The 23,109-nt window shown below is 68.4% G+C and carries 32 protein-coding genes; 6 read left to right on the top strand and 26 right to left on the bottom strand.

Features of this window, described 5'->3' with window-relative positions; translation table 11 throughout:
- Window positions 1-72 precede the first annotated feature (72 nt).
- The 3 genes from AC1RAA_RS29565 to AC1RAA_RS29555 are packed head-to-tail and all read left to right on the top strand — an operon-like array spanning window position 73 to window position 4,618.
- Complete coding sequence (locus AC1RAA_RS29565; RefSeq protein ID WP_492732563.1) at window positions 73-1,266, top strand: efflux RND transporter periplasmic adaptor subunit; 1,194 nt, start codon at window positions 73-75, stop codon at window positions 1,264-1,266.
- Window positions 1,263-3,239 (top strand): MacB family efflux pump subunit, encoded by a 1,977-nt coding sequence (locus AC1RAA_RS29560; protein WP_492732562.1) that lies wholly within the window; start codon window positions 1,263-1,265, stop codon window positions 3,237-3,239. The genes AC1RAA_RS29565 and AC1RAA_RS29560 overlap by 4 nt, the downstream gene beginning before the upstream one ends.
- A gap of 8 nt (window positions 3,240-3,247) precedes the next feature.
- Window positions 3,248-4,618: an efflux transporter outer membrane subunit gene (locus AC1RAA_RS29555; RefSeq protein WP_492732560.1), complete on the top strand. Its 1,371-nt coding sequence runs from the start codon at window positions 3,248-3,250 to the stop codon at window positions 4,616-4,618.
- Here AC1RAA_RS29555 and AC1RAA_RS29550 read toward each other — a convergent pair.
- The 10 genes from AC1RAA_RS29550 to AC1RAA_RS29505 form a co-directional block, all read right to left on the bottom strand.
- Window positions 4,599-5,999, bottom strand: coding sequence for a sensor histidine kinase (locus AC1RAA_RS29550; RefSeq protein WP_492732558.1), 1,401 nt, complete (start codon window positions 5,997-5,999; stop codon window positions 4,599-4,601). The genes AC1RAA_RS29555 and AC1RAA_RS29550 overlap by 20 nt on opposite strands.
- Window positions 5,996-6,694 (bottom strand): response regulator transcription factor, encoded by a 699-nt coding sequence (locus AC1RAA_RS29545; RefSeq protein WP_062478915.1) that lies wholly within the window; start codon window positions 6,692-6,694, stop codon window positions 5,996-5,998. Before AC1RAA_RS29545 ends, AC1RAA_RS29550 begins: the two co-directional genes overlap by 4 nt.
- Window positions 6,695-6,744: 50 nt before the next feature.
- Window positions 6,745-7,125: a hypothetical protein gene (locus AC1RAA_RS29540; protein ID WP_492732556.1), complete on the bottom strand. Its 381-nt coding sequence runs from the start codon at window positions 7,123-7,125 to the stop codon at window positions 6,745-6,747.
- 5 nt (window positions 7,126-7,130) lie between these two features.
- Entirely contained in the window at window positions 7,131-7,625 is a 495-nt protein-coding gene (locus AC1RAA_RS29535) for a DUF4260 domain-containing protein (RefSeq protein WP_492732554.1), read from the bottom strand.
- Window positions 7,618-8,082 (bottom strand): Spy/CpxP family protein refolding chaperone, encoded by a 465-nt coding sequence (locus AC1RAA_RS29530; protein ID WP_070061899.1) that lies wholly within the window; start codon window positions 8,080-8,082, stop codon window positions 7,618-7,620. The genes AC1RAA_RS29535 and AC1RAA_RS29530 overlap by 8 nt, the downstream gene beginning before the upstream one ends.
- A gap of 89 nt (window positions 8,083-8,171) precedes the next feature.
- Window positions 8,172-8,555: a hypothetical protein gene (locus AC1RAA_RS29525; RefSeq protein WP_062478905.1), complete on the bottom strand. Its 384-nt coding sequence runs from the start codon at window positions 8,553-8,555 to the stop codon at window positions 8,172-8,174.
- 168 nt (window positions 8,556-8,723) lie between these two features.
- Window positions 8,724-10,535 carry a phosphoenolpyruvate--protein phosphotransferase gene (gene ptsP, locus AC1RAA_RS29520; RefSeq protein WP_492687402.1) on the bottom strand — a complete coding sequence of 604 codons (1,812 nt, stop codon included), beginning with the start codon at window positions 10,533-10,535 and terminating at the stop codon, window positions 8,724-8,726.
- Window positions 10,536-10,545: 10 nt separating this feature from the next.
- Entirely contained in the window at window positions 10,546-10,815 is a 270-nt protein-coding gene (locus AC1RAA_RS29515; RefSeq protein WP_062478901.1) for an HPr family phosphocarrier protein, read from the bottom strand.
- Entirely contained in the window at window positions 10,784-11,239 is a 456-nt protein-coding gene (locus AC1RAA_RS29510) for a PTS sugar transporter subunit IIA (protein WP_062478898.1), read from the bottom strand. The genes AC1RAA_RS29515 and AC1RAA_RS29510 overlap by 32 nt, the downstream gene beginning before the upstream one ends.
- 188 nt (window positions 11,240-11,427) lie before the next feature.
- Window positions 11,428-11,964, bottom strand: coding sequence for a hypothetical protein (locus tag AC1RAA_RS29505; protein WP_307588253.1), 537 nt, complete (start codon window positions 11,962-11,964; stop codon window positions 11,428-11,430).
- A gap of 102 nt (window positions 11,965-12,066) precedes the next feature.
- Between AC1RAA_RS29505 and AC1RAA_RS29500 the strand changes: the two genes are divergently transcribed.
- On the top strand, window positions 12,067-12,564 hold the full coding sequence (locus tag AC1RAA_RS29500; protein WP_492732551.1) for a TlpA disulfide reductase family protein: 498 nt from the start codon (window positions 12,067-12,069) through the stop codon (window positions 12,562-12,564).
- A gap of 65 nt (window positions 12,565-12,629) precedes the next feature.
- On the opposite strand, the gene AC1RAA_RS29495 is transcribed toward AC1RAA_RS29500, so the two are convergent.
- Window positions 12,630-13,076, bottom strand: a complete 447-nt coding sequence (locus AC1RAA_RS29495; RefSeq protein ID WP_062478890.1) for a c-type cytochrome — start codon at window positions 13,074-13,076, stop codon at window positions 12,630-12,632.
- A gap of 160 nt (window positions 13,077-13,236) precedes the next feature.
- Here AC1RAA_RS29495 and AC1RAA_RS29490 point away from each other — a divergent pair, with 160 nt between their 5' ends.
- Both AC1RAA_RS29490 and AC1RAA_RS29485 read left to right on the top strand, forming a co-directional pair.
- Window positions 13,237-13,944 carry a cytochrome b/b6 domain-containing protein gene (locus tag AC1RAA_RS29490; RefSeq protein WP_492732550.1) on the top strand — a complete coding sequence of 236 codons (708 nt, stop codon included), beginning with the start codon at window positions 13,237-13,239 and terminating at the stop codon, window positions 13,942-13,944.
- Window positions 13,941-14,531 carry a GNAT family N-acetyltransferase gene (locus AC1RAA_RS29485; RefSeq protein WP_139700419.1) on the top strand — a complete coding sequence of 197 codons (591 nt, stop codon included), beginning with the start codon at window positions 13,941-13,943 and terminating at the stop codon, window positions 14,529-14,531. The genes AC1RAA_RS29490 and AC1RAA_RS29485 overlap by 4 nt, the downstream gene beginning before the upstream one ends.
- A 7-nt stretch (window positions 14,532-14,538) precedes the next feature.
- On the opposite strand, the gene AC1RAA_RS29480 is transcribed toward AC1RAA_RS29485, so the two are convergent.
- The 15 genes from AC1RAA_RS29480 to AC1RAA_RS29410 all read right to left on the bottom strand — a co-directional run.
- Window positions 14,539-15,045: a peroxiredoxin gene (locus tag AC1RAA_RS29480; protein ID WP_070061892.1), complete on the bottom strand. Its 507-nt coding sequence runs from the start codon at window positions 15,043-15,045 to the stop codon at window positions 14,539-14,541.
- Between the two features lie 83 nt (window positions 15,046-15,128).
- Window positions 15,129-15,398, bottom strand: a complete 270-nt coding sequence (gene rpsQ / locus AC1RAA_RS29475; protein WP_062478880.1) for a 30S ribosomal protein S17 — start codon at window positions 15,396-15,398, stop codon at window positions 15,129-15,131.
- A 9-nt stretch (window positions 15,399-15,407) separates the two neighbouring features.
- Entirely contained in the window at window positions 15,408-15,617 is a 210-nt protein-coding gene (gene rpmC, locus AC1RAA_RS29470; protein ID WP_056577224.1) for a 50S ribosomal protein L29, read from the bottom strand.
- A 55-nt stretch (window positions 15,618-15,672) separates the two neighbouring features.
- Entirely contained in the window at window positions 15,673-16,089 is a 417-nt protein-coding gene (rplP, locus tag AC1RAA_RS29465; protein WP_007838137.1) for a 50S ribosomal protein L16, read from the bottom strand.
- 52 nt (window positions 16,090-16,141) lie between these two features.
- Window positions 16,142-17,053: a 30S ribosomal protein S3 gene (gene rpsC, locus AC1RAA_RS29460; RefSeq protein WP_062478877.1), complete on the bottom strand. Its 912-nt coding sequence runs from the start codon at window positions 17,051-17,053 to the stop codon at window positions 16,142-16,144.
- A gap of 17 nt (window positions 17,054-17,070) precedes the next feature.
- The gene (gene rplV / locus AC1RAA_RS29455; protein ID WP_007838134.1) at window positions 17,071-17,403 is read right to left on the bottom strand and encodes a 50S ribosomal protein L22; all 333 of its coding nucleotides are present in this window, start codon (window positions 17,401-17,403) and stop codon (window positions 17,071-17,073) included.
- 9 nt (window positions 17,404-17,412) lie between these two features.
- The gene (rpsS, locus tag AC1RAA_RS29450) at window positions 17,413-17,691 is read right to left on the bottom strand and encodes a 30S ribosomal protein S19 (protein ID WP_062478874.1); all 279 of its coding nucleotides are present in this window, start codon (window positions 17,689-17,691) and stop codon (window positions 17,413-17,415) included.
- Between the two features lie 10 nt (window positions 17,692-17,701).
- On the bottom strand, window positions 17,702-18,526 hold the full coding sequence (gene rplB, locus AC1RAA_RS29445) for a 50S ribosomal protein L2 (RefSeq protein WP_056576555.1): 825 nt from the start codon (window positions 18,524-18,526) through the stop codon (window positions 17,702-17,704).
- Window positions 18,527-18,528: 2 nt separating this feature from the next.
- Window positions 18,529-18,864: a 50S ribosomal protein L23 gene (gene rplW, locus AC1RAA_RS29440; RefSeq protein ID WP_056576559.1), complete on the bottom strand. Its 336-nt coding sequence runs from the start codon at window positions 18,862-18,864 to the stop codon at window positions 18,529-18,531.
- Window positions 18,861-19,481 (bottom strand): 50S ribosomal protein L4, encoded by a 621-nt coding sequence (rplD, locus tag AC1RAA_RS29435; protein WP_062478869.1) that lies wholly within the window; start codon window positions 19,479-19,481, stop codon window positions 18,861-18,863. Before rplD ends, rplW begins: the two co-directional genes overlap by 4 nt.
- Window positions 19,481-20,161, bottom strand: a complete 681-nt coding sequence (gene rplC / locus AC1RAA_RS29430) for a 50S ribosomal protein L3 (RefSeq protein WP_062478866.1) — start codon at window positions 20,159-20,161, stop codon at window positions 19,481-19,483. The genes rplD and rplC overlap by 1 nt, the downstream gene beginning before the upstream one ends.
- A 236-nt stretch (window positions 20,162-20,397) precedes the next feature.
- Entirely contained in the window at window positions 20,398-20,952 is a 555-nt protein-coding gene (locus tag AC1RAA_RS29425; RefSeq protein ID WP_492732548.1) for a hypothetical protein, read from the bottom strand.
- A 16-nt stretch (window positions 20,953-20,968) separates the two neighbouring features.
- Window positions 20,969-22,549, bottom strand: a complete 1,581-nt coding sequence (locus AC1RAA_RS29420; protein ID WP_492732546.1) for a hypothetical protein — start codon at window positions 22,547-22,549, stop codon at window positions 20,969-20,971.
- A gap of 151 nt (window positions 22,550-22,700) precedes the next feature.
- A complete protein-coding gene (gene rpsJ / locus AC1RAA_RS29415; RefSeq protein ID WP_007838118.1) occupies window positions 22,701-23,015 on the bottom strand; it encodes a 30S ribosomal protein S10 in 315 nt (104 codons plus the stop codon).
- Between the two features lie 21 nt (window positions 23,016-23,036).
- Window positions 23,037-23,109 (bottom strand): EF-Tu C-terminal domain-related protein (locus AC1RAA_RS29410; RefSeq protein ID WP_487861899.1); only part of this gene is annotated, 73 nt, incomplete at its 5' end.

Genomic DNA, 23,109 nt, shown 5'->3' with positions numbered 1-23,109 from the left:
CGCGGGCTACCCGTTTCCGCGCCTCGCACGTCTTAGCAGCATGACCCTCGCTTTCTTCTGCAGGGGCGCCCGGTGACGGCGCCCGCTTCCCGTTCGCGCGCCGGCACGCGCCTGCGCATCGCCGCCTTCGCGGCCCTGGCCCTGGCCGCCGCTGCCGTGGCCTATGTCTGGGCGAGTCCGCGCGACCCCGGCTGGGACACCACCGTGCTGCGCCGTGGCGACATCGAAAGCAGCGTGACCGCCATCGGCACGCTGCAGCCGCGCCGTTATGTGGACGTGGGCGCGCAGGTGTCGGGCCAGATCCTGCGGCTGCACGTGCAGCCCGGCGACGCGGTGAAGAAGGGCCAGCTGATGGTGGAGATCGACCCCAGCGTGCAGCAGGCCACGGTGGACGCCGGCCGCGCCTCGCTCGCGGGGCTGCGCGCGCAGCTGGCCGACCAGCACGCGCAGCACCGCCTGGCACGCCAGCAGTTCGCACGCCAGCAGCAGATGGCCGCCGAGGGCGCCACGCGTGCCGAAGACGTGCAGACCGCCGAAGCCACGCTGGCCTCGGCCGCCGCGAAGATCGCGCACCTCGAAGCCCAGATCGCCCAGACCCAGGCCACGCTGAAGGCCGACGAAGCGCGCCTGGGCTACACGCGCATCTACGCGCCGATGGCCGGCAGCGTGGTTTCGGTGCAGGCGCGCGAGGGCCAGACGCTCAACGCCACCTACCAGACGCCCGACATCCTGCGCGTGGCCGACCTGTCGAGCATGACGGTGTGGACCGAAGTCTCCGAAGCCGACGTGCGCCGCGTGAAGCGCGACATGGCCGTGTACTTCACCACGCTCGGCGCCGACCGCCGCCGCTGGGAAGGCACCGTGCGCCAGGTGCTGCCCTCGCCGCCCGTGGCCGCAGGCAAGAGCGGCGGCGACGCGCCGCAGGCGCCGGCCGCCAGCAAGGTCGTGCTCTACACGGTGCTGTTCGACGTGGACAACGCCGACGGCGAACTCATGCCGCAGATGACCGCGCAGGTGAGCTTCGTCGCCGCCTCGGCGCGCAACGTGGTGGTGGCGCCGCTGCCCGCGCTCACGGCCGTGAAGGGCCAGAGCGGGCGCTTCACCGCGCGCGTGCTCGGCCCCGACGGCCAACCCGCGCCGCGCGAGGTGCGCATCGGCGTGCGCGACCGGCTCTCGGGCGAAGTGCTCGAAGGCCTCGCCGAGGGCGAGCGCCTCATCACCGGCGAGCGCGCGGCCGGCGGCGGCACGCGGAAGTTCCAGCTGTGAGTGCGGCCGAGACGAAGACGACCCCGCTGATCGCACTGCACGACCTGCGCAAGTCCTACGGCGGCCACGACGGCGCGCCGGCCGTCGAGGTGCTGCGCGGCATCACGCTGGAGCTGCATGCGGGCGAGTTCGTCGCCATCGTCGGCAGTTCGGGCTCGGGCAAGTCGACGCTGATGCACCTGCTGGGCTGCCTCGACCGCCCGACCGGCGGGCGCTACCTGTTCGCCGGCCAGGACGTGGCCGGCATGGACGCCGACGCGCTCGCGCGGCTGCGGCGCGAGGCCTTCGGCTTCGTGTTCCAGGGCTACCACCTGATCTCGACCGAGTCGGCGCAGGAGAACGTCGAGATGCCCGCCATCTACGCCGGCGCGGCGCCCGCCGAGCGCGCGTCGCGTGCGCGCGGGCTGCTCACGCGCCTGGGCCTGGGCGATCGGCTGGGCCACCGGCCGCACCAGCTGTCGGGCGGCCAGCAGCAGCGCGTGTCGATCGCGCGTGCGCTCATGAACGGCGGGCGCATCGTGCTGGCCGACGAGCCCACCGGCGCGCTCGACTCACGCAGCGGCGAAGAGGTGATGGCGCTGCTCGACGAGATGGCCGCCGCCGGCCACACCGTGATCCTCATCACGCACGACCGCGAGGTGGCGCAGCGCGCGCGCCGCGTGATCGAGATCCGCGACGGCTGCATCGTGTCGGACAGCGGGCGCGCGCCCGTCGAAGCGCCACCAGAGCCACTTCCGCTGCCCTCGCCCACGCACACGGCCGACGCCGCCGACACCCCGCGCGCCCTGCTCTCCGAGTTGCACGAGGCGCTGCGCGCGGCCTGGCGCGTGATGTGGATCCACCGCTTTCGCACCGGCCTCACGCTGCTGGGGATCGTGATCGGCGTGGCCTCGGTCATCGTGATGCTCGCGGTCGGCACCGGCTCGCAGGAGGCGGTGATGAAGCAGATCTCGCTGTTCGGCGCCGACAAGATGTACGTGGCCGCCATCCCCGACAGCGCGCGCGGGCGCGGCGGCAAGCTCACGCTGGCCGACGTCGACACCATCCGCCGCCTGCCCAACGTGCGCGTGGCCATGCCCTACATCGAGGGCTTCGTGGTCGCGCGGCGCGGCAACGTGGACCACCGCACCGAGGGCGGCGGCGCCACCACCGACTTCGAGCAGGCGCTGAAGTGGCCGACCGCGCGCGGCATCTTCTTCGACGAGAGCGACGAGCAGAGCCTGGCCAAGGTCGCGGTGATCGGCGAGCGCGTGCAGGCCGCGCTGTTCGCAGACGGCACCGACCCCGTGGGCCAGCGCATCCTCCTGGACAACGTGCCCTTCGACGTGCTGGGTGTGCTCGCCGCCAAGGGCGCGGGCGGCGGCCAGGCGAGCGAGGACGAGCGCGTGATCGTGCCCTTCTCCACCGCCGCCGCGCGGCTGTACGGCAGCAACCACCCGACCTGGGTGGCGGTGGCCGTGCATGACGTCGACAAGGCCTCCGAGACGGCCGCGGAAATCGTCGAGGTGCTGGCCGCACAGCGCCACGTGCGCGACGTGCAGGTGTTCAACCAGACCGAGTCGATCAAGGCGCGCGCGCAGACCCAGCGCACCATGACCGTGATGCTCGGGCTGATCGCGGCGGTGTCGCTGGTAGTCGGCGGCATCGGCGTGATGAACGTGATGCTCATGACCGTGCGCGAACGCACGCGCGAGATCGGCATCCGCATGGCCACCGGCGCACGCCAGCGCGACATCCTGCGGCAGTTCCTCGTCGAGGCGGTGCTGGTCACGGTGACCGGCGGCGTCGCGGGCGTGGTGGGCGGGCTGCTCGTGGGCGCCGCGCTCATCGTGTGGAGCGTGCCGGTGATCTTTTCCCTCACGGCCATCGCGGGCGCCTTCGGCTGCGCCGTGCTCACCGGCCTGGTGTTCGGCTTCATGCCGGCCCGCAAGGCCGCCGCGCTCGACCCGGTCGCGGCCCTGTCTTCCGAATGACGACTGCCATGACGCGCCTTTTCTTCTCTCCCGCCGCGCTGGCCCTGGCGGCGCTGTTGCTGCTCGCGGGCTGCGCGACGCCATCGGCCGATGCGCCCGCCACTGCAGCCCCCGTCGCAGACCCGTGGTGGGGCGGCTTCGGCAGCACCGAGCTGCCGGCCTTCGTCGCCGCGGTCGATGCCGGCAACCCCGACGGCGACGCCGCCGAAGCGCGCCTGCGCCAGGCCGAGGCGCAGGAGCGCATCACCGGCGCCTCGGCCTGGCCCGAGCTGTCGGCCACCGCCGATGTGCAGCGCCAGGGCCGGCTCGGCGGCAATGCGAACGTGAGCGGCAACCGGCGCGCGCTCGGGCTCGATGCGCGTTACGAGGTCGACCTGTGGGGCCGCCTGCGCGCGCAGCGCGACAGCGCCGGCGCCTCGCGGCAGGCCAGCGCCTTCGACCGCGATGCGGTGCGGCTCGCGCTGCGCGCGGGCGCGGGTGCGGCCTGGCTCGAAGCGCTGGGCCTGCGCGAGCGCACGGCCATCGCGCGGCGCAGCCTGGACGATGCCGAACGGCTGCTGCAGCTGGTCGAGGCCCGTGCGCGCGCGGGCGCGGCCTCGCCGCTCGAGCTTGCGCAGCAGCGCGGCATCGTCGCGTCGCAGCGGCGCACGGCCGCCACGCTGCACCAGCAGTCGCGCGCGGCCGACATCCGCATGGCGCGCTGGCTCGGCCAGGCCGGCAGCGAGGTGCGGATCACAGCCACCAGCCTGCAGCAGCTCGCGCTGCCCTCGGTCGATGCGGGATTGCCGGCCGACCTGCTCGCGCGCCGGCCCGACATCGCACGCGCCGAAGCCGCGCTGGCCGCGGCCGACGCGGACGTGGCGGCGGCGCGCGCGGCGATGTTCCCGACACTCACGCTGAGTGCCGGCCTCGCGGCCGCGGGCCCGCGCTTCGGCACGCTGTTCGACCACCCGGTGTACAGCCTGGCGGCAGCGCTCGCGGCGCCGATCTTCGACGGCGGCCGGCGCGCAGCGGCGCGTGACCTGTCGGCTGCGCGGCGCGAAGAGCTGCTCGCGACCTACCGCGCCGCCACCGTGGCCGCCTTCACCGACGCGCTGACCGCGCTCGACGCCGTGGCCGCGCTCGACACGCAGCGCGCCGCGCAGGACGAGGAACTGGCACAGGCCGAGCGCGCGCGCACGCTCGCCGAGTCGCGCTACCGCGCGGGCGCCGAGACGCTGCTCACGCTGCTCGATGCGCAGCGCACGCTGTTCGCCGCGCAGGACGCGCGTGCCCAGTTGCTGCAGGCGCGCTTGCAAGCCAGCGTGGCGCTGTACCACGCGCTCGGCGGAGGTTGGTCCGCCGAAGCGGCCACGCGCCTCAGCCGAACCGCACGCTGATCTGCAGGCCCGGGTGTGCGTTACGCACCGTGAGTCGACCACCGTGGGCTTCGGCGATGAGCCGGCACAGGTACATGCCCAGGCCGACACCGCCGGTGGCGCGCGCCCGCGCGCCGTCGGTGCGATAGAAGGGCTCGGTCAGGCGTTCGAGCTGCGCGTCGTCCACGCCGGGACCGAAGTCGCGCACCTCCAGCTCGGCACCGCCGTCGGCCGGCGCGCGCAAGCTCACGGTCGGCGGCTGCGGTGCGCCGGCGCTGTAGCGCAGCGCGTTGTCCAGCAGGTTGCGCACCATCAGGCGCACGCGCATGCGGTCGACCGGCTGCGGGGCCAAGCCGTCGGCAAGCGCGAGTTGCACCGCCTGCGCGCCGGGCATCTCCGCCACGATCTCGCGCACCAGCGCGGCCAGGTCGACCGGCTCGCGCTGCAGCGCGGCATGCGGGCTCGCGAGGCGTTCGCTTTCGAGCAGGTCGCTGATCAGGTCGCGCATCTCGTTGAGGTCGCGCAGCAGCGCCTCGCGCTCGGCCTCGCCTTCGGGCGTGGCGGGAAGAAGCTCGGCGTTGAGGCGGGCGCGCGTGAGCGGCGAGCGCAGCTCGTGGCTCAGCGCCAGCAGCAGGCCGCGCTTGGCATCGAGCATGGCCTGGATGTCGCTGGCCATGGTGTTGACGCGCTGCGCGAGGTCGCCCAGGTCGTCGTTGCGGCGGATCGGAATGGGCTGCGTGAACTCGCCGCGGCCGAAGCGCTGCGCGCCCTCGCGGATGTCGATCAGCGGACGCAGCAGCCGGCTCACCAGTGCGTAGGCCACCACCACGAGCAGCAGCAGCACGCACAGCGTGGTCCAGCCCGCCGCGCGCGGCGCGAGCTGCCACAGCCGGGGCGCCCAGCCGAAGATGACCTTGTGCCCGTCGGCGGTGGGGCGCACGAACCAGCGCTCGGTGGAGAACATCGACTCCTCGCGGTCGCGGTCGTAGAACCAGCCGCCGCGCGCGTGCATGTCGTTGCCGGGGTTCGATTCCCAGTTCACGCTGGGCCCGGTGATGCGGATCGTGATCGGCAGCCGGTCGACCAGCGCCTGCGCGCGCCCCGTGTCGGGCGGCGTGCCGAGTTCGGCAACGAGGCGGTCGGCGTAGTCCATCAGCATCGGCTGCGCGGCCTCGGCCCAGGTGCTGGAGAACGACCGCTTCATCCCGCCCACGAACACCGCCGCCATCACAAGCGCGAGCACCACGAACATCATCACGATCCGCACGCGCACCGAGCTGCGCCAGCGCTGCTGCATGTGCGCGTGCATGCGCGCATGCCAGTGCCGGCGGCGCTCCTTGCCGGGGCACAGGCCTTCGTTGTCGGCGGGCACGGCGCCTGCGCGCCTGCGGGGAAATCTCATGAAGAAGGCTCGCCCGGCGCCACGGCCAGCGCGTAGCCGGCGTTGCGCAGCGTCTTGATGCAGTCGAGCGGCTCGAGCTTCTTGCGCAGCCGGCTCACCACGATGTCGACCGCGCGCGTGAAGAGCTCGGCCTCGTGGCCGCGCAGCCGGTTGAGGATGTCGTCGCGGCTGAACACCTTGCCCGGCTCGCCGGCCAGCAGCGCGAGCAGGTCGAACTCGGTGCCGGTGAGCTCCACGCGCTCGCCGTGGCGCAGCACCTGGCGCCGGTCGAGGTCGATCGAGAGGCCGTCGAACACGCGCAGTTGGGCGTTGGCGGCGGCGGCCGCCGGCGCGCTGCGTTGGCGGCGCAGGATGGTCTGCACGCGCGCCACGAGTTCGCGCGGCTCGAAGGGCTTGGGCACGTAGTCGTCGGCGCCGAGTTCGAGGCCGACCACGCGGTCCATCACCTCGCCGCGCGCGGTGAGCATCACGATGGGGATGTCGCTTTCCTTGCGGATCTCGCGGCACAGTTCGAAGCCGTCCATCTCGGGCAGCATGACGTCGAGGATGGCCGCGTCGTAGTGCCCCGCGCGCAGCTTGGCGATGCCTTCGCTCGGGCGCTTGGCGCTGTCGAGCGTGCAGCCGAAGCGTGCGAAGTAGGTGGTCAGCGGCGCGGCGAGGTGTTCGTCGTCGTCGATCAGCAGGATGCGCGGCATGGCGGGATTGTGCCTCCTGGCAAAGAGAGCGCGAATGGCAAGGCTTGCAATCAATCCGGCCGGCATCGCACCGTCCAGACCAGGCCGGCGCTGAGACCGGCGAGCAAGAGCACGTGGTAGACCACGTCGGGCACCGTGCGCGGGCCGATGCCCGCGACGATGGTGCCAAGGCCGACCAGCGTGCCCAGCAGGGCAAAGCCCTGTCCGGCGATCGCCGCCGTGCGGGCATGCGCGGGGCGGCGCCAGGTTTCGAGCGCCGCGAGCACCAGCACGGTGGCGATCACGGCCTCGGCGGTGCGGGCCTGCGGATGCGCGTGGCCGGCCACGAGCCAGCCGCCGTGCACCGCCGATGCAGCGGCGAGCGTGAACGCCTCGCCCAGCATCACGGTGCGCGCGAGCGCGGGGCGCATCAGGGGACGCGAACGGACCACGGCACTCACCATGGATCGGCGCGGCCGATGCGGCCGAGGTGGGTGGACGCAAAACCGGTCGCGTACTTCAGGCCGAAGCCCAGCGCATGGTCGAGCCCGACGCGGGCCAGCCAGATCAGCCCGCCGGCCACCGCCCACGGCTGCGCCGCGAACACGCCCAGCGCCAGCAGCAGCACCGGCCCGATCAGCGCATGCGCGACGTTGTACAGCGCCGCGCCGACACGCGGCCCCGCGAGGTAGCCGAGCAGCGAAAGGTCGGGCGCGAACAGCCAGAGCGCGAACACGCCCCAGCCCATGCCGAACTGGGCATAGCCGACCAGCGCCACCGCGAGCACCACCGCGCCTTCGAAGCGCAGCACGGTGCGCACGCCGTCTACGGCCGGCACTACCGCCAGTTCGCGAGACGCCGCGGAACCCACGTGCTGCTGCGGCGCCCGCAGAGCGGGTCGATGCAGCGACACGAAGCGCCCCCAGCCCGGGGGCGAGCCCATTTCAGCCATGACGGTTCCAGCGGCGGCCACCGCGGTCCATGAAGTCACGCACCTTCTGTTGCTGGGCGGGGTTCAGGTGGTCGAAGAAATCGGCCGCGGCGGCGATGACCTCGGGGCTGCCGGTGCGCACCACGGCGGTCTTCTCTTCGACCAGGCGTGCGGCGCCGGCCTGGTCGAGCGTGTTGCCCGCGAACAGCGCCTTGAACTGCGAGCGCGGATCGCCCGAGCCGCCCGCACCGCGCATCGCCTGGCGCTGCGCCTGCAGCTTCTCGGCCAGCACGGTGAGCTTCTGCTTCTGCGCGGCGTCGAGCTCGAGCTTGCTGCCGACGCGCTCGACCATCTTGGCGCGGAACTCGGCGCTGTCGCCGCCCCAGCCGTGGCGATGGCCGGCACAGCCGGCGATGCTGCCGGCGACGACGGCCAGGCCGGCGAATCCGAACAGGGTGCGTTTGATCCAGTGCTTCATGGGGGTGCTCCTTCATGCGCCCCTGCGCGGGGCTGCTTCAGTGATGGACGAGGCGACGGCGGCGCCGCCCGGGGCGCCGCATCGTGGGCTCAGAGACGGTTGCCGCTGTCGCGCGCGGCGGCGGCACGCGCGTCGACGGGGTTCTGCATCGTCGAGATGACCTTGCTGTTCACGCGCGAGCCGGAGGTCACGTTCTGGTCGGGGGCGGCGGCGGTGCGCACGGCTTCGGCGATGACGCGGGCGCGGTCGGTCGACACGGCCACGGTCTCGGGGCCGCGCGAACCGCGCACGACGTTCTGGTCGGGTGCGGCGGCGGCACGCACGGCTTCGGCGTTGACATCGGCGCGGCTCATGGCCGACACGGGCGCGTGGACGCCCTCGTAGCTTTCAGCCTTGGCGCCGGCGGCGGCGAGCATGGCGAAGGAACCGACAGCGACGAGCTGCGCGAGGGAGAAGGACGACTTGACGATCATGATGCAGGCCTTTCTTTCAGGGGTTGGAAGAGGAGACCTGATGGTGCGCGTCAAGGCGCGGCGAGTCCTTTCACGCCCGTATCGCCGTATTTCGGTTTGTTTCGTCCGGCCCGCAACCCACCGTTTTCACGGTGCATCACGAAGACAAAGGTATGCGAAAGCGCGGGCTCAGCCCGCGAGTGCCGCGGCGGGATCGTCCGCGTCGAGCACGCCCTGCGCCCAGGGCTCGAGCTTGCCGGTGTCGGCGCGCAGCACTTCTTGCTTCACGGCGAGGATGCGCGAGGGGTGCATGGAGAAGCTGCGCAGGCCTAGGCCCAGCAGCAGGCGCGTGAAGGCGACATCGCCGGCCATCTCGCCGCACACCGACACGCCCTTGCCCTGGCGGCGGCACTCGGTGATGGTGTCGGCCACGAGCTTGAGCACTGCGGGGTGTGCGGGGTCGTAGAGGTGGGCAACGGCCTCGTCGGCGCGGTCGATGGCCAGCGTGTACTGGATCAGGTCGTTGGTGCCGATCGACAGGAAGTCGAAGTGCTTCAGGAAGGTCTTGAGCGTGAGCGCGGCGGCCGGGATCTCGATCATGGCGCCGAGCTTGACCGGGCCGTACACCGCGCCGCGGTTGTCGAGTTCGGCGCGCGCGAAGTCGATCAGCGACAGCGTCTGGCGGATCTCGCTGGCGTGCGCGAGCATCGGAATGAGCAGGTGGATCTCGCCGTGCGCCGCCGCGCGCAGGATGGCGCGCAGCTGCGTGAGGAACATCGCCGGATCGGCCAGGCTCCAGCGGATGGCGCGCAGGCCGAGCGCGGGGTTCAGGTGCTCCTGCTTGCTGCCCGATTTGCCGTCCAGCGGCTTGTCGGCGCCCACGTCGATGGTGCGGATGGTGACGGGCATGCCCTGCATGCCCTCGACCGCGCGCTTGTAGGCCTGGTACTGCTCTTCCTCGTCGGGCAGGCGCGTCTGGCGCGCCGAGTTCTCGCGGCCCATGAAGAGGAATTCGCTGCGAAAGAGGCCCACGCCCACGGCGCCGGCCTTGACGGCGCCGGCCGTGTCTTCGGGCATCTCGATGTTGGCCAGCAGGTCGACGCGCTGGCCGTCGAGCGTGACGGCGGGCTTGTGGCGCAGCCTCGCGAGCCGCCCGCGCTCGAGGTCGCCCTGGCGCTGCTTGAAACCGTACTCGGCCAGGATGATCGGCGACGGGTCGACGATCATCACGCCGGCCTCGCCGTCGATGATGACCCAGTCGTCCTGGCGCACCAGCTGGCTCGCGGAGCGCGCACCGACGATGGCCGGGATGTCCATGCTGCGCGCGACGATGGCGGTGTGCGAGGTGCGCCCGCCCACGTCGGTGACGAAGCCCGCGAACACGCTCTTCTTGAACTGCAGCATGTCGGCCGGCGAGAGGTCGTGCGCGATGAGCACCAGCGGCACGTCGAAGCCGTCGCCCGCGGTGGGGTCGTCGTCTTCGTCGTCGTGGTCGTGATGGGCGGCGGCGCGCTTGCGCCGCGGCGGGCTCGGCGCGAGCACGGCGGCCGTGCCCTTCATGCGATGCAGCATGCGCTCGACCACTTGTTCGAGGTCGGCCTTGCGCTCTCGCAGGTACGGGTCCTCCATCTCGTCGAACTGGCGCGCGATGATTTCGAGCTGCGTGGTCAGCGCCCATTCGGCGTTGTACAGCCGCTCGCTGATCCAGTGCTTCACGCCACCGCTGAGCACGTCGTCCTGCAGCAGCATCTGGTGCACCTCGAGCAACGCCGCGAGTTCGTGCGGCGCGTCGTTCGGGCCCATCTGCGCCACGCTGGCCTGCAGCTTGGTGAGCTCGTCGGCCACCGCGTTGCGCGCGGTGCGCACACGGTCGATCTCGGTCTCGATCTCTTCGGGCTTGATGAAGTAGTGCGCCACGTCGATGCGGCTGGACACCACCAGCACCGCGCGGCCGATGGCAATGCCACGGGCGACCGGGAGACCGTGGACTGCGAAGGTCATGCGCGGGTCCTTATTCGCCTTCGCCGAACTTGTCGTCCATCAGTTGGACGATGGCGTTCATGGCTTCATCTTCCTGCGGGCCGTTGGTCTCGAGCTCGACGGTCACGCCGAGGCCGGCGGCCAGCATCATGACGCCCATGATGCTCTTGGCGTTGATGCGGCGGTCGCCGCGCGACAGCCACACCTCGCAGGGGAAGCTGCCGGCGAGCTTGGTCAGCTTGGCCGACGCGCGCGCGTGCAGGCCCAGCTTATTGCTGATGGTCACGGATTTCTTGATCACTGTGCTTTCTTTTCGCCTGGTTCTGGGGAGCCGCCACCGCCACCTGCATCACGCCGGCGGTGCCGCCCGCGAGGGCCCGCTGCACCAGGGTGTCGAGCGGTTCGTGGCGGTAGGTGACGGCGCGCAGCAGCATCGGCAGGTTGACACCGGCCACGAGCCGCGAGCGCACGCCGTCCACCAGCTTCTGCGCGACGTTGCAGGGCGTGGCGCCGAACACGTCGGCCAGCACCAGCACCTGCGAGCGCGGCGCATGCAACTGCTGCGCGAGCGTGATGCGCGCGGCGGCCAGCGTTTCCTCGGGCGACACGTTGGGCAGCACGTCGAGGGCCACGACGGCCTGTTCGCAGTCGGGGAACACATGCAGCGCGCACTGCCGCAGCGCCTGTGCGAACGGGGAGTGGGCAATGATGAGGATGCTGTTCATGCGGCTCGGAGGACGACGCGTCGATTATGCGGGGGCGCCCAAAGGAAGTAGAGACATCGAGGACACAACGCGGCAGCCGGGGAAGGCGGCCAATTCGGGCGTGTGGCCGGGGTGTCGATTCGCGCGGCGGCAACAGCTATGAAAACGATAGCTGGCCCGCGCATCGCGGCCCGCCGGCCGGCCCTCGCTCATGGCAGGCGCAGGCCCTCGAAGAAGGTCTTGGTCGCCTCGGGCGAGGACGGCCGGCCGAGCACGGTGGCCTGGTAGAGCGACACGCTGCCATCTTTCTGCGACTGCGCGAACCAGAGCACCTGGACCGGCGCCACGCCCTGTTGCGCCGATTGCCCGTCGAGCCGCCACGGTGCGGGAACGGCCGTGGCGCGCGGCAAGGTGGCCGGCCCCTGGATCACCTGCGCGACGCCCAGCTGGCCGTGCGTGGCCGTGCGCCAGGCCGTGAGCCAGGCCTCGGCCTGCGCCGGGCTGGTCGCGGCGGCATGGGCCACGGCGAAGGTCGCGCCGCCGGCTTCGCAGCCGGTCATGTCGACCTGCACCGACTCGGCGCCCAGCGGCACCGCGCGCTGGGCGCGGTCGGCCTTGCAGGGCAGCAGCGCGACCAGGCCGGCGTCGGCGATCGGCACTTCGCGCCAGTTGAAGGTGGGGCTGCAGGCGCCCAGCACGGCGGCCAGGGCCAGCACGGGCCAGGAGGGGGAAGGAAGCGAGGGCATCGGAGGACGATTATCGAGCGGCCTTCGGGGAATGAAGCGCGTGCGCCGACGCGTTCCGGCACGCGGAACTAAAATCGCGCCGCCTCTCTCCTTCAGGTGCCCATGAAAAAATACATCGCTGCCGCCGCCGTCGTGATCGCCCTGGCCGCCGGCGTGGGCGTGTACCTCGGTTCGGGCAGCACCGCCGCCCCGGCCTCGACCTTCGTGCTGCTCGACGGCACCACCAAGAGCACGGCCGACCTGAAGGGCAAGGTCACGCTGGTCAACTTCTGGGCCACCAGCTGCGTGACCTGCGTGGCCGAGATGCCCAAGGTGATCTCGACCTACGACAAGTTCAAGTCCAAGGGCTACGACACGCTGGCGGTGGCCATGAGCTACGACCCGCCGAGCTACGTCGTCAACTTCGCCGAAACCCGCAAGCTGCCGTTCAAGGTGGCGATCGACAACACCGGCAGCGTGGCGCAGGCCTGGGGCGACGTGAAGCTCACCCCGACCACCTTCATCGTCAACAAGAAGGGCGAGATCGTGAAGCGCTACGTGGGCGAGCCCGACTTTGCCGAGCTGCACAAGCTGATCGAAAAGCTGCTGGCCGAGGCCTGACCTTCGGCCCCAGAAAAGCAAAAGGCGCTCCGAGGAGCGCCTTTTTCGTGGCGAAAGCCCGCGGCTTACTGGTTGCGGAAGCTGTCGTGGCAGGCCTTGCAGCTGGCGCCGGTCGGGCCGAACTGGGCCTTGAGGGCGTCGATATTGCCGGCCTTGGCGGCGACGACGAGCTTGCCGGTCTCGGCGATCACCTTGTCCTGGTGCTCCTTGAACTTCGCGGCTTCCTTCCAGACTTCGGGCTTGGCCTTGCCGCCCTCGGTGCCGGCGCCGAAGCCGGCCCAGGGCAGCTTGGCCATGTCGGCGACGATCTCGGCGTTGGCGGCAGCGGCCGCGGCGTCGTAGGGCGCCCGGCCGTTGGCCATGGCGCCCAGGCGGCCGAAGTGCTGGGCCATCACGAACAGCGCGCTCTGGCGGTACTTGATGGCATCTTCGGGCTTGGCAAACTGTGCCGCGGCGGGCAGGGACATCGCAGCGCAGGCGGCTGCAAGGGCGAACGAAGCAAAACGGGTCATCGTGGGTCCTTGTGTGGGGGTTTGGGCACCGTCGAACGCGGTGCTGCAGGCAGTGTAGGGGCTGCCCGTGTCGGGCGCATAGCAACAACCCGGTGGAACGACCGGGCCGGACTTTGCTAATCTGCGCCTTCCGCAGCCTCGCGCCCCGGCGCCTTTTTCGATGACCGACACCCTCTCGGTGGCCCGCACACGCGTCTGGGACCTGCCGACCCGCCTCTTTCACTGGGCGCTCGCCTTCGCCGTGATCGGCCTGATCGTGACGGGCCTGAACGGCATCATGGAATGGCATTTCCGCCTCGGCTACACCGTGCTGGCGCTGCTGCTGTTCCGGCTGATCTGGGGGGTCGTGGGCGGGCGCTGGTCGCGCTTTGCGGCCTTCATCTATGCGCCGGGCTCGGTCATCGCCTACCTGCGCGGCAAGTCGCACCCCGACCACCTGATCGGCCACACGCCACTGGGCGCCCTGTCGGTGTTCGCGGTGCTGGCGCTGTTGATCCTGCAGGTCGCCACCGGGCTGATGGCCGACGACGAGATTTCCGCCTCCGGGCCGCTGACCCGCTTCGTGTCGGGCGCGATGGTGAGCCTGGCGACGGGCTGGCACAAGGCGCAGGGCAAGTGGATCGTGATCGCCCTGGTGAGCCTGCATGTGCTGGCGGTGCTGTTCTATGTGCTGGTCAAGCGGCACCGGCTGGTCGGGCCGATGCTGTCGGGTGACAAGCTGGTGGTCGCCGGTGCGGCCTCCAACGGGAATGGCAATGGCAACGGCGTGGCTCCGAGCCGCGACGATGCGGTGTCGCGCACGCTGGCGCTGGTGCTGTTCGCGCTGTGCGCGGGCATGGCGTTCTGGGTGGCGTCGTTGCGCGTATGAGCGGCTTTTCCGTCTCCCGCCCGCTGCCGCTGTCGGACACGCCGGCCGTGGTGCTGCTCACACCCGACGAACCGCACGAGGTCGATGCCGTGCGTGCGATCTTCCGCGACTACGCGGGCTCGCTGGCCATCGATCTCGACTTCCAGGACTTCGACGGCGAGCTGGCCGGACTGCCCGGCGAGTACGCCGAGCCGCGCGGCACCTTGCTGCTGGCGCTGGTCGATCCCGCCCACGTGAACGAGGACGCCGGCCGCGCCGCGCCCACGCTGAAGCGCGCCGACGGCACGATCGCCCACGTGGCGGGCTGCTGCGCACTGCGCCCGCTCGACACCACGGACTACGCGAACGCAGCGGAAATGAAACGGCTGTATGTGCGCCCCGGGTTCCGGGGGCTCGGGCTCGGCCGGCAGCTGGCCGAGGCCATCCTCGATGCAGCCCGCAGCGCAGGCTATGCCTGCGTGCTGCTCGACACCCTCGACGACATGGAGTCGGCGCGCGCCCTCTACGAAGACCTGGGCTTCGCGGAGGTGCCGCCCTACTATCACAACCCCGTCGCCGGGGCTCACTACCTCAAGGTAGAGCTGTAGGCCGGACTCAGCCGCGGGCTTGCGCCAGCAGCGTGTCAGCGTCGCTCACTTCGAACTTGCCCGGGCCTTCGACGTTCAGCGTCGCGACCTTGCCGTCCTTCACGAGCATCGAGTAGCGGTTGCTGCGCAGGCCCATGCCGCGGCCGGTCAGGTCGAGCGTGAGGCCGGTGGCCTTCGCGAAATCGGCACTGCCGTCGGCCAGCATGCGCACCTTGGCGCCAGTCTTTTGGTCGCGCGCCCAGGCGCCCATCACGAACGCGTCGTTCACGCTCACGCACCAGATTTCGTCCACGCCGGCAGCCTTGAAGTCGTCGAAGTGCTGCACGTAGCCCGGCACATGCTTGGCCGAGCAGGTGGGCGTGAAGGCGCCCGGCAGTGCGAACAGCGCGATGGTCTTGCCAGCCGTGGCCTTGGTCACGTCGACCGGGTTCGGGCCGATGCTGCAGCCCTCGCCCTCCACTTCGGAATATTCCTGCAGGGTGGCCGAAGGAAGGGTGTCGCCGACTTTGATCATGTGAATTGCTCCTGAAAAAGAAAAACGGCCCACATTGTGGGCCGTTTCCGGATGGGTTGCCTCGAGGGCGACCGAGTGCCTGATCAGACCAGGACGGCCTTCTCGACCAGACGGGTCACGACCCAGTTCTTGGTCTTCGAGATCGGACGGCTTTCCGTGATCTCGATGGTGTCGCCGAGGTGGTACTCGCCCTTTTCGTCATGGGCGTGGTACTTGCTCGTCTTGGCCACGATCTTGCCGTAGAGCTCGTGCTTCACACGGCGCTCGACCAGCACGGTCACGGTCTTGGCACGCTTGTCGCTGACCACCTTGCCGATCAAGGTGCGCTTGAGGGATTTTTTAGCTTCCGTCATGTTCACTCCTTACTTGGCGGCTTGGGTCTCTTGCTCTTTCTGAGCAAGAATGGTCTTGGCGCGAGCGATGTCGCGACGCGTCACGCGCAGCGTCGTGGTGTTCGACAGCTGTTGCGTGGCCTTCTGCATGCGCAGGCCGAAGTGGGCCTTCTGCAGATCCTTGATTTCGGCTTGCAGGCCTGCGACGTCCTTCGTGCGCAGGGTTGCGGCCTTCGTCACCTTGGCCGAAGCCGCGGTTTCTTTCTTCTTACGTGTTGCCATGGATGTTCTCCTCTCAGGCGCCGAGCTGGCGAGCGACGAACGTCGTGCGCAGCGGAAGCTTGGCGGCGGCCAGGCGGAACGCTTCGCGGGCGAGTTCTTCGGGCACGCCGACGATCTCGAACACGATCTTGCCAGGCTGGATTTCAGCGACGTAGTACTCGGGGTTGCCCTTACCGTTACCCATCCGCACTTCAGCGGGCTTGGTAGAGATCGGCTTGTCCGGGAACACGCGGATCCAGATACGGCCACCGCGCTTCACGTGACGCGAGATCGCGCGACGAGCGGCTTCGATCTGGCGCGCCGTGAGGCGACCGCGGTCGGTGCATTTGAGACCGAAGTCACCGAACGCAACCGAGTTACCCGTGGTTGCGATGCCGGTGTTGCGGCCCTTTTGTTCCTTGCGGAACTTTCTGCGTGCAGGTTGCAGCATGTTTTGTTACTCCGTGAGGGCCCCAGGCACTTGCGTGCCCGGGAGCGACCGATTACTCGGTCTTGGCACCGTCCGCTGCTGCAGCGGGCGCGGCTTTGCGGACGCGCTTAACGGCGGGTTTCGAGTCTGCACCGGCACCGCCGGTTGCTTCTGCGGGCTTGTCGCTGCCATCGGCCGGAGCGGTGTTGCCACCGATCGGACCACGGGCACCGGCACGGGGGCCGGGACCACGACGGTCGCCACCCGGACGGTCGCCAGGGCGACCATCACGGCGGGGACCACGCGGGCGGCGCTCTTCGTCCGGACGCGGCGTTTCGACGGCCGGCAGGTCGTTGCGACCCAGCGTGTCGCCCTTGTAGACCCAGACCTTGACGCCGATGACGCCGTAGGTGGTCTTGGCTTCCGAGGTGCCGTAGTCGATGTCGGCGCGCAGGGTGTGAAGCGGCACGCGGCCTTCGCGGTACCACTCGGTACGTGCGATTTCGATGCCGTTCAGGCGGCCAGCCGACATGATCTTGATGCCCAGGGCACCCAGACGCATGGCGTTCTGCATGGCGCGCTTCATGGCGCGGCGGAACATGATCCGCTTTTCGAGCTGCTGCGTGATGCTGTCGGCGATCAGCTGCGCATCGATTTCGGGCTTGCGCACTTCTTCGATGTTGACCGCAACCGGCACGCCGAGCTGCTTGCCCAGTTCGCGCTTGAGGTTTTCGATGTCTTCGCCCTTCTTGCCGATCACGACGCCCGGACGAGCCGAGTAGATCGTGATGCGTGCGTTCTTGGCGGGACGCTCGATCATGACGCGCGACACCGAAGCGTTCTTCAGCTTCTTCTTCAGGTATTCGCGAACCTTGATGTCTTCGGCCAGCATGCCCGCGAAATCGCGGTCGCTTGCGTACCAACGGCTGGACCAGTTACGGGTGACCGCAAGGCGGAACCCGGTTGGGTGGATTTTCTGTCCCATATTTCTTCCAGGCCTTCTTAGTTGCCAACCGTCACGTACACATGGCACGTGGGCTTGCTGATGCGATTGCCGCGACCCTTGGCGCGCGCCGTGAAGCGCTTGAGCGTTGCACCTTGCTCGACGTAGATGGTCTTGACCTTCAGCTCGTCGATGTCGGCACCGTCGTTGTGCTCGGCGTTGGCAATCGCCGACTCGAGCACCTTCTTGATGATCACAGCGGCCTTCTTCTGCGTGAATTGCAGAACGTTGAGCGCTTGATCGACCTTCTTGCCGCGGATCAGGTCCGCGACCAGACGGCCCTTGTCGACCGACAGGCGGACACCGCGGAGGACTGCACGTGTTTCAGACATGGTCGTTCCTTACTTCTTCTGGACTTTTTTGTCCGCGGGGTGCCCCTTGAACGTGCGCGTGAGCGCAAATTCGCCGAGCTTGTGGCCGACCATCTGGTCGGTGATGTACACGGGCACGTGTTGCTTGCCGTTGTGCACAGCGATGGTCAGACCGATGAACTCGGGCAGAACCATCGAGCGGCGCGACCAGGTCTTGATCGGCTTCTTGTCCTTGTTCGTCACGGCCTTGTCGGCCTTGGCCACGAGGTGGTGGTCGACGAAAGGACCCTTTTTGAGAGAGCGAGTCATTGGCTATCCCTTACTTCTTGCGACGCGACACGATGAAGACCTGCGTGCGCTTGTTGTTACGGGTGCGATAGCCCTTGGTCAGATTGCCCCACGGGTCGACAGGATGGCGGCCTTCGCCAGTCTTGCCTTCGCCACCACCGTGCGGGTGGTCGACCGGGTTCATCACCACGCCGCGAACGGTCGGGCGAATACCCATGTGACGCTTCACACCGGCCTTGCCGAGCTGGCGCAGGCTGTGTTCTTCGTTGGCCACTTCACCGATGGTCGCGCGGCATTCGATGTGAATGCGGCGGACTTCGCCCGAACGCATGCGGACCTGGGCGTAGACGCCTTCACGGGCCAGCAGCGTGGCCGAGGTACCGGCCGAACGTGCGATCTGCGCGCCCTTGCCGGGTTGCAGTTCGATGCAGTGGATCGTCGAACCCACGGGGATGTTGCGGATCGGCAGGGTGTTGCCGGCGCGGATCGGGGCTTCGGCGCCCGACATCAGGGTTGCACCAGCTTCCAGACCGCGCGGGGCGATGATGTAGCGGCGCTCGCCGTCGGCGTAGCAGACCAGAGCGATGTGGGCGGTGCGGTTCGGGTCGTACTCGATGCGTTCGACCTTGGCCGGGATGCCGTCCTTGTTGCGCACGAAGTCGACAATGCGGTAGTGGTGCTTGGCACCACCGCCACGATGGCGGATCGTGATGTGACCGTTGTTGTTACGGCCGGCCTTCTGGAACTGGGGTTCCAGCAGGGCTGCGTGAGGCGCACCCTTGTGCAGGTGGTCACGCGAAATCTTCACCGCGCCGCGTTGGCCCGGCGAAGTGGGTTTCATCTTGATGACGGCCATGATTAAGCGCCTTCCCCGACGAGGTTGAGCTCTTGACCGGCCTTCAGCGTCACATAAGCCTTGCGCACGTTGTCGCGGCGGCCGATGGACTTGCCAAAGCGCTTGGTCTTGCCCTTGGTGTTGAGCACCGACACGCCCTGGACTTCGACCTTGAACATCAGTTCAACAGCGGCCTTGATCTCGGGCTTGGTGGCGTCTTGCAGCACCTTGAAAGTGACAGCGTTCGACTTCTCGCCGACCATCGTGGCCTTTTCGGACACGATCGGTGCGACCAGCACGTTCATGAGACGGCCTTCGTCGAACTTACGTTGTGCAGGGGTGGGGTTCACGCGGCTCATGCGAACATCTCCTTGAGCTTGTCGACGGCACCCTTGGTGACCAGCACCTTCTTGTAGTGAACCAGCGACACCGGATCGGCGTAACGGGGTTCGACCACGAGGATGTTGACCAGATTGCGCGAGGCAAGGTACAGGTTTTCGTCGACTTCTTCGGCGATCACGAGCACGGACTCGAGATTCATTGCCTTGAAACGGGCTGCCAGCGGCTTCGTCTTGGGCGAATCCACGGTCAGCGAATCGACCACGGCCAGACGGCCTTCGCGAGCGAGCTGCGAGAAGATGGAGGCCATGCCGGCGCGGTACATCTTCTTGTTGATCTTCTGCGAGAAGTTTTCGTCAGGCATGTTCGGGAAGATCCGGCCGCCTCCGCGCCACAGGGGCGAGGACGTCATACCGGCGCGGGCGCGGCCCGTTCCCTTTTGCTTGAAAGGCTTCTTGGTCGAGTGCTTGACCTGTTCGCGGTCCTTCTGGGCGCGCGTGCCTTGACGGGCGTTGGCCTGAAATGCAACGACGATCTGGTGGACCAGGTCTTCGTTGTAGTCACGGCCGAACACGGTCTCGGGGGCGTCGTACTTCGACGCGGCCTGGCCTTGTTCGTTCAGGAGTTCGAGTTGCATTACTTCGCTCCTTCAGCCGCTTGCGGCTTGGCCTTGATGGCGGGACGCACGGTGACGAAGCCACCCTTCGAACCCGGGATCGCGCCCTTGATGAGCAGCAGCTGACGCGCTTCGTCGATACGGAACACGTCGAGGTTTTGCGTCGTGCGGGTGACGTCGCCGAGGTGGCCCGTCATGCGCTTGCCGGGGAACACGCGACCGGGGTCTTGTGCCATGCCGATCGAGCCGGGCACGTTGTGCGAACGGCTGTTACCGTGCGACGCGCGCTGCGAGCTCATGTTGTGACGCTTGATCGTGCCGGCGTAGCCCTTGCCGATGGTCGTGCCTTGCACGTCCACCTTCTGGCCCACGGAGAACACGCTGCTTGCCGCGATCACGCCGCCAGCCTTGTGCTGACCTGCGGTATCGGCGGTGACGCGGAATTCCTGGATGATTTCACCAGCTTCGACACCTGCCTTGGCAAGGTGGCCGGCTTGGGGCTTGGTCACGCGCGATGCTTTGCGCGAACCGAACGTCACCTGCAGGGCGACGTAGCCATCGGTCTCTTGGGACTTGATCTGGGTCACACGGTTGTTGGACACATCCACCACCGTGACAGGAACTGCGTCCCCGTCATCGGTGAAGAGACGCATCATCCCCACCTTGCGGCCCAGCAACCCGAGGGAGTTGCTCAGACTCATTTGTTTTCTCCAAAAATGGAAGACTTCCTTCGCCGCTGCCACTTCAATTGGCGACAGCGTTTGGCTGGTTTCCCGGCCTGCGAGAGAAGGTTGATAAATCTCCGCCAGAACGGCGACCGAACGGACGCAACAAGGGCAGAGCCAGAGATTATAGCCCGCAGTCGAACCGGGGCGCAAGTGGCCCTTTCCGGTCCGGATTCAGGGGCTTCCGGCCCTGTTTCGGGTGGCTTTCGGGCCTATTTCGCGGGCAGCGAGATGATGTTGTCGCCGCCTGGCAGCGACTTGATCTCGCCGTTGGCCTTCATGGCGGGCGCCGCCGCGCCGGTCTGGATCGGGATGGAAATGGCGCTGGTCCGACCAGCCTGCTTGATGAACACATTCAGGTAGGCCAGACCGTCACCCTGGCTGATCACCGTGACGGAAGTGTCGGAGCGCTGTCCCGGCGGCAGACTCAGCGACGCGCTGCCGGACAGCGTCAGGCCCGCATCGACCGTCAGCGTCACGCTGGCGCCCGCGGGGTCGCTGACGCCGTCGAACTGCAGAACGACGACAGTCGGCTTGCCGGCCTGCGGTGCGCCGCCCAGCCGGTACTGCAGCTTGACACCGGAGTCATTGGGTTTTCTCGATGCGGTCACCCAGGGGGTGGCCGCATCCTTCGAGGTTGCAGCCGACAGCTTCGCAGTGGTGCGCGCCGGCGGCATGCCATCGGCCAGGGCAGAGACCGGGAGCGCGGACAGTGCAAGTCCCGCCGCCAACGCGACAGCCAAAGAGAGGCGAGTGTTCAGGATCATCGCGAGCCTTCCCTTCCTATTGAACAAGCACGCTGAGGCACAGCGGCGAAGCAGAGGAGCTCGTCATTGCAGCATCTCGCACTGCCAGAACGTACTCACCCGCGCTCAGGCTGACCCGATTACCCGACCGGGCGATCTCTCCGCCCCGGAAGACGTCGAAGTCCGGCAGCGTGGCGCCCCCGACCGTGACCTGGTAGTCCCGGTTCGCCGGCGCGGTGAAGCGCAGGTAGGCAATGCTGCCGTGCTTGTTGCCGGTACCCGCCGCATTGGAGACGCAGGCACTGCTCGGCACCGGACCAACCGTCAAGGCTCCGTACATCGGCAGCGCTCTTGGCACCCCGCCGTCGTTCGATTCGCCCGTGCCGAATGCATCGCTGGAAGTGATGCCCTGCCCAGCCAACAGGCTGTTCAGCGCCGAGGCGTTGCCAGGCGACGTCGCATTGAACGCGGCGGCGAAAGCGTGAATCGACGTGACCGGCGCGCCGCTTCGGAACTGGAAGCCAGTCAAGGTGTCGTGGATGGGCTTGAAGCCGGCTTGCCGGTTGAGGTTCCACAGGATGGCCTGGACCGACAGTTCGCGGAACCAGCCCGGGTTGCCGGTCGGAGGCCCGGCGGACAGATCCAGCCGCCCGCCGTCGCCCTGCTGCGCACCCGTCGAGTCCACGTAGTTGCTCCGGTTCAGCGCGATGCCAGACCATGCATTGCCCCAGCCTTCGGAGAAAGCGAGCCGCCGGTCAAGACGATCCGTTCCGTCATGCTCGCCCCCCATCGAATCGTCGCGGCTGAACGCCGACTGGTAATAGTGCCCCCACTCATGCGCAATCACCGGTGCGTCGAACTCGTCGGTGTCGACGTTCTCCTTGCCCAGCACATAGATCTGCCGACCGCTGCCTCCGTTGTTGAAGAAGAAGGTCGTGCCGATTTGCCCTGTCGCGAGGTTGATCGACGTGGACGGCGCGTTGTCGGCACTCCAGAAAACCTTCAGTACAGGAAACGCCGAAGCCGGCGCCACCGACAGCACCTTCTGCATGGAGGTGTAGATCGTGTCGAGCACGGCGAACGGCGCCGCGACCCGCGTCCCGCTGTAGCGCGAGCCATCCCAGCCGCTGTCCGCGCGCAGGTCGCGCGTCAGCGCCGCGCTGCCCGACGAAAAGCTCGCCGACTGCATCGAGTACAGCGCGTCGCTGCGGGTGTTGTCGCGCACCGTGACATCCCAGGTCGCGCCCGGACCGGTCCGGGTCAGCTGGGCCCGGACGCGCACGGTGATGTTCGTGTTCGCCGGCACCGAGACCGCGTAATTGCCACCGTCATCCGTGGTGGTCAACGCGAGCTGCGCCGATGTGGTGGCATCGAGCACCTCTACCGTGGCGCCGCGCACGGGCTTGGCTGTGGTGTTCGCGTACAGGAGGGGCCCGTTGTTGTTCGGCACCGAGTCGTAAGTGGCTTTCCCGCTCAGGGTGACCGGGTTCAGCACGATCGGCAGGCCGATGGGAAACCCACCGCCGCCTCCGCCACCACCACCTCCCCCACCGCAACCTGCCAGCAATGCCGCCGCGATGCACGCCGCACCGAATGCAAAAGAGAACTTCTGGCTCATCACGTGTGCTGCCCTCGTTTCAGCCCCGGCGCACTGCGTCCCGCAGGCCGGTGCGCGAGGATGCCACACTTGAGAAACAAACGTGAAGCACAAAAAAGCCCGCCTACATTTCTGCAGGCGGGCTGTGCTCGGAATGCGACGCGAGGTCGAATTACTGCAGCTTGATCTCGACGTCGACGCCGGCCGGCAGGTCGAGCTTCATCAGCGCGTCCACGGTCTTGTCGGTGGGGTCGACGATGTCCATCAGGCGCTGGTGCGTGCGGATTTCCAGCTGGTCGCGCGACGTCTTGTTGACGTGCGGCGAACGCAGGATGTCGAAACGCTTCATGCGGGTCGGCAGGGGCACCGGGCCCTTGACGATCGCGCCGGTGCGCTTGGCGGTGTCCACGATTTCAGCGGCCGACTGGTCGATCAGCTTGTAGTCGAATGCCTTCAGGCGGATGCGGATCTTTTGCTTGGTAGCCATGGTGATTCCTTTGCGTCCGGCTTAGATGTCGAGGATCTTGGCCACGACGCCCGAACCCACGGTACGGCCGCCTTCACGGATGGCGAAGCGCAGG

It is taken from the genome of Variovorax sp. GW823-FHT04F07, from assembly GCF_058795995.1.
Note: the sequence above shows the minus strand (reverse complement) of the source record. Positions and strands in the feature narration are given on the sequence as shown.

What these genes read in the sequence shown, in the direction of transcription:
- AC1RAA_RS29555 (WP_492732560.1), top strand. Translation starts at nt 3,248, where the DNA reads ATGACGCGCCTTTTCTTCTCTCCCGCCGCGCTGGCCCTGGCGGCGCTG.
- AC1RAA_RS29550 (WP_492732558.1), bottom strand. Translation starts at nt 5,999, where the DNA reads ATGAGATTTCCCCGCAGGCGCGCAGGCGCCGTGCCCGCCGACAACGAA.
- AC1RAA_RS29545 (WP_062478915.1), bottom strand. Translation starts at nt 6,694, where the DNA reads ATGCCGCGCATCCTGCTGATCGACGACGACGAACACCTCGCCGCGCCG.
- AC1RAA_RS29535 (WP_492732554.1), bottom strand. Translation starts at nt 7,625, where the DNA reads ATGGCTGAAATGGGCTCGCCCCCGGGCTGGGGGCGCTTCGTGTCGCTG.
- AC1RAA_RS29530 (WP_070061899.1), bottom strand. Translation starts at nt 8,082, where the DNA reads ATGAAGCACTGGATCAAACGCACCCTGTTCGGATTCGCCGGCCTGGCC.
- AC1RAA_RS29525 (WP_062478905.1), bottom strand. Translation starts at nt 8,555, where the DNA reads ATGATCGTCAAGTCGTCCTTCTCCCTCGCGCAGCTCGTCGCTGTCGGT.
- ptsP (WP_492687402.1), bottom strand. Translation starts at nt 10,535, where the DNA reads ATGACCTTCGCAGTCCACGGTCTCCCGGTCGCCCGTGGCATTGCCATC.
- AC1RAA_RS29510 (WP_062478898.1), bottom strand. Translation starts at nt 11,239, where the DNA reads ATGAACAGCATCCTCATCATTGCCCACTCCCCGTTCGCACAGGCGCTG.
- AC1RAA_RS29505 (WP_307588253.1), bottom strand. Translation starts at nt 11,964, where the DNA reads ATGCCCTCGCTTCCTTCCCCCTCCTGGCCCGTGCTGGCCCTGGCCGCC.
- AC1RAA_RS29500 (WP_492732551.1), top strand. Translation starts at nt 12,067, where the DNA reads ATGAAAAAATACATCGCTGCCGCCGCCGTCGTGATCGCCCTGGCCGCC.
- AC1RAA_RS29495 (WP_062478890.1), bottom strand. Translation starts at nt 13,076, where the DNA reads ATGACCCGTTTTGCTTCGTTCGCCCTTGCAGCCGCCTGCGCTGCGATG.
- AC1RAA_RS29490 (WP_492732550.1), top strand. Translation starts at nt 13,237, where the DNA reads ATGACCGACACCCTCTCGGTGGCCCGCACACGCGTCTGGGACCTGCCG.
- AC1RAA_RS29485 (WP_139700419.1), top strand. Translation starts at nt 13,941, where the DNA reads ATGAGCGGCTTTTCCGTCTCCCGCCCGCTGCCGCTGTCGGACACGCCG.
- AC1RAA_RS29480 (WP_070061892.1), bottom strand. Translation starts at nt 15,045, where the DNA reads ATGATCAAAGTCGGCGACACCCTTCCTTCGGCCACCCTGCAGGAATAT.
- rpsQ (WP_062478880.1), bottom strand. Translation starts at nt 15,398, where the DNA reads ATGACGGAAGCTAAAAAATCCCTCAAGCGCACCTTGATCGGCAAGGTG.
- rplP (WP_007838137.1), bottom strand. Translation starts at nt 16,089, where the DNA reads ATGCTGCAACCTGCACGCAGAAAGTTCCGCAAGGAACAAAAGGGCCGC.
- rpsC (WP_062478877.1), bottom strand. Translation starts at nt 17,053, where the DNA reads ATGGGACAGAAAATCCACCCAACCGGGTTCCGCCTTGCGGTCACCCGT.
- rplV (WP_007838134.1), bottom strand. Translation starts at nt 17,403, where the DNA reads ATGTCTGAAACACGTGCAGTCCTCCGCGGTGTCCGCCTGTCGGTCGAC.
- rpsS (WP_062478874.1), bottom strand. Translation starts at nt 17,691, where the DNA reads ATGACTCGCTCTCTCAAAAAGGGTCCTTTCGTCGACCACCACCTCGTG.
- rplB (WP_056576555.1), bottom strand. Translation starts at nt 18,526, where the DNA reads ATGGCCGTCATCAAGATGAAACCCACTTCGCCGGGCCAACGCGGCGCG.
- rplW (WP_056576559.1), bottom strand. Translation starts at nt 18,864, where the DNA reads ATGAGCCGCGTGAACCCCACCCCTGCACAACGTAAGTTCGACGAAGGC.
- rplD (WP_062478869.1), bottom strand. Translation starts at nt 19,481, where the DNA reads ATGCAACTCGAACTCCTGAACGAACAAGGCCAGGCCGCGTCGAAGTAC.
- rplC (WP_062478866.1), bottom strand. Translation starts at nt 20,161, where the DNA reads ATGAGTCTGAGCAACTCCCTCGGGTTGCTGGGCCGCAAGGTGGGGATG.
- AC1RAA_RS29425 (WP_492732548.1), bottom strand. Translation starts at nt 20,952, where the DNA reads ATGATCCTGAACACTCGCCTCTCTTTGGCTGTCGCGTTGGCGGCGGGA.
- AC1RAA_RS29420 (WP_492732546.1), bottom strand. Translation starts at nt 22,549, where the DNA reads ATGAGCCAGAAGTTCTCTTTTGCATTCGGTGCGGCGTGCATCGCGGCG.
- rpsJ (WP_007838118.1), bottom strand. Translation starts at nt 23,015, where the DNA reads ATGGCTACCAAGCAAAAGATCCGCATCCGCCTGAAGGCATTCGACTAC.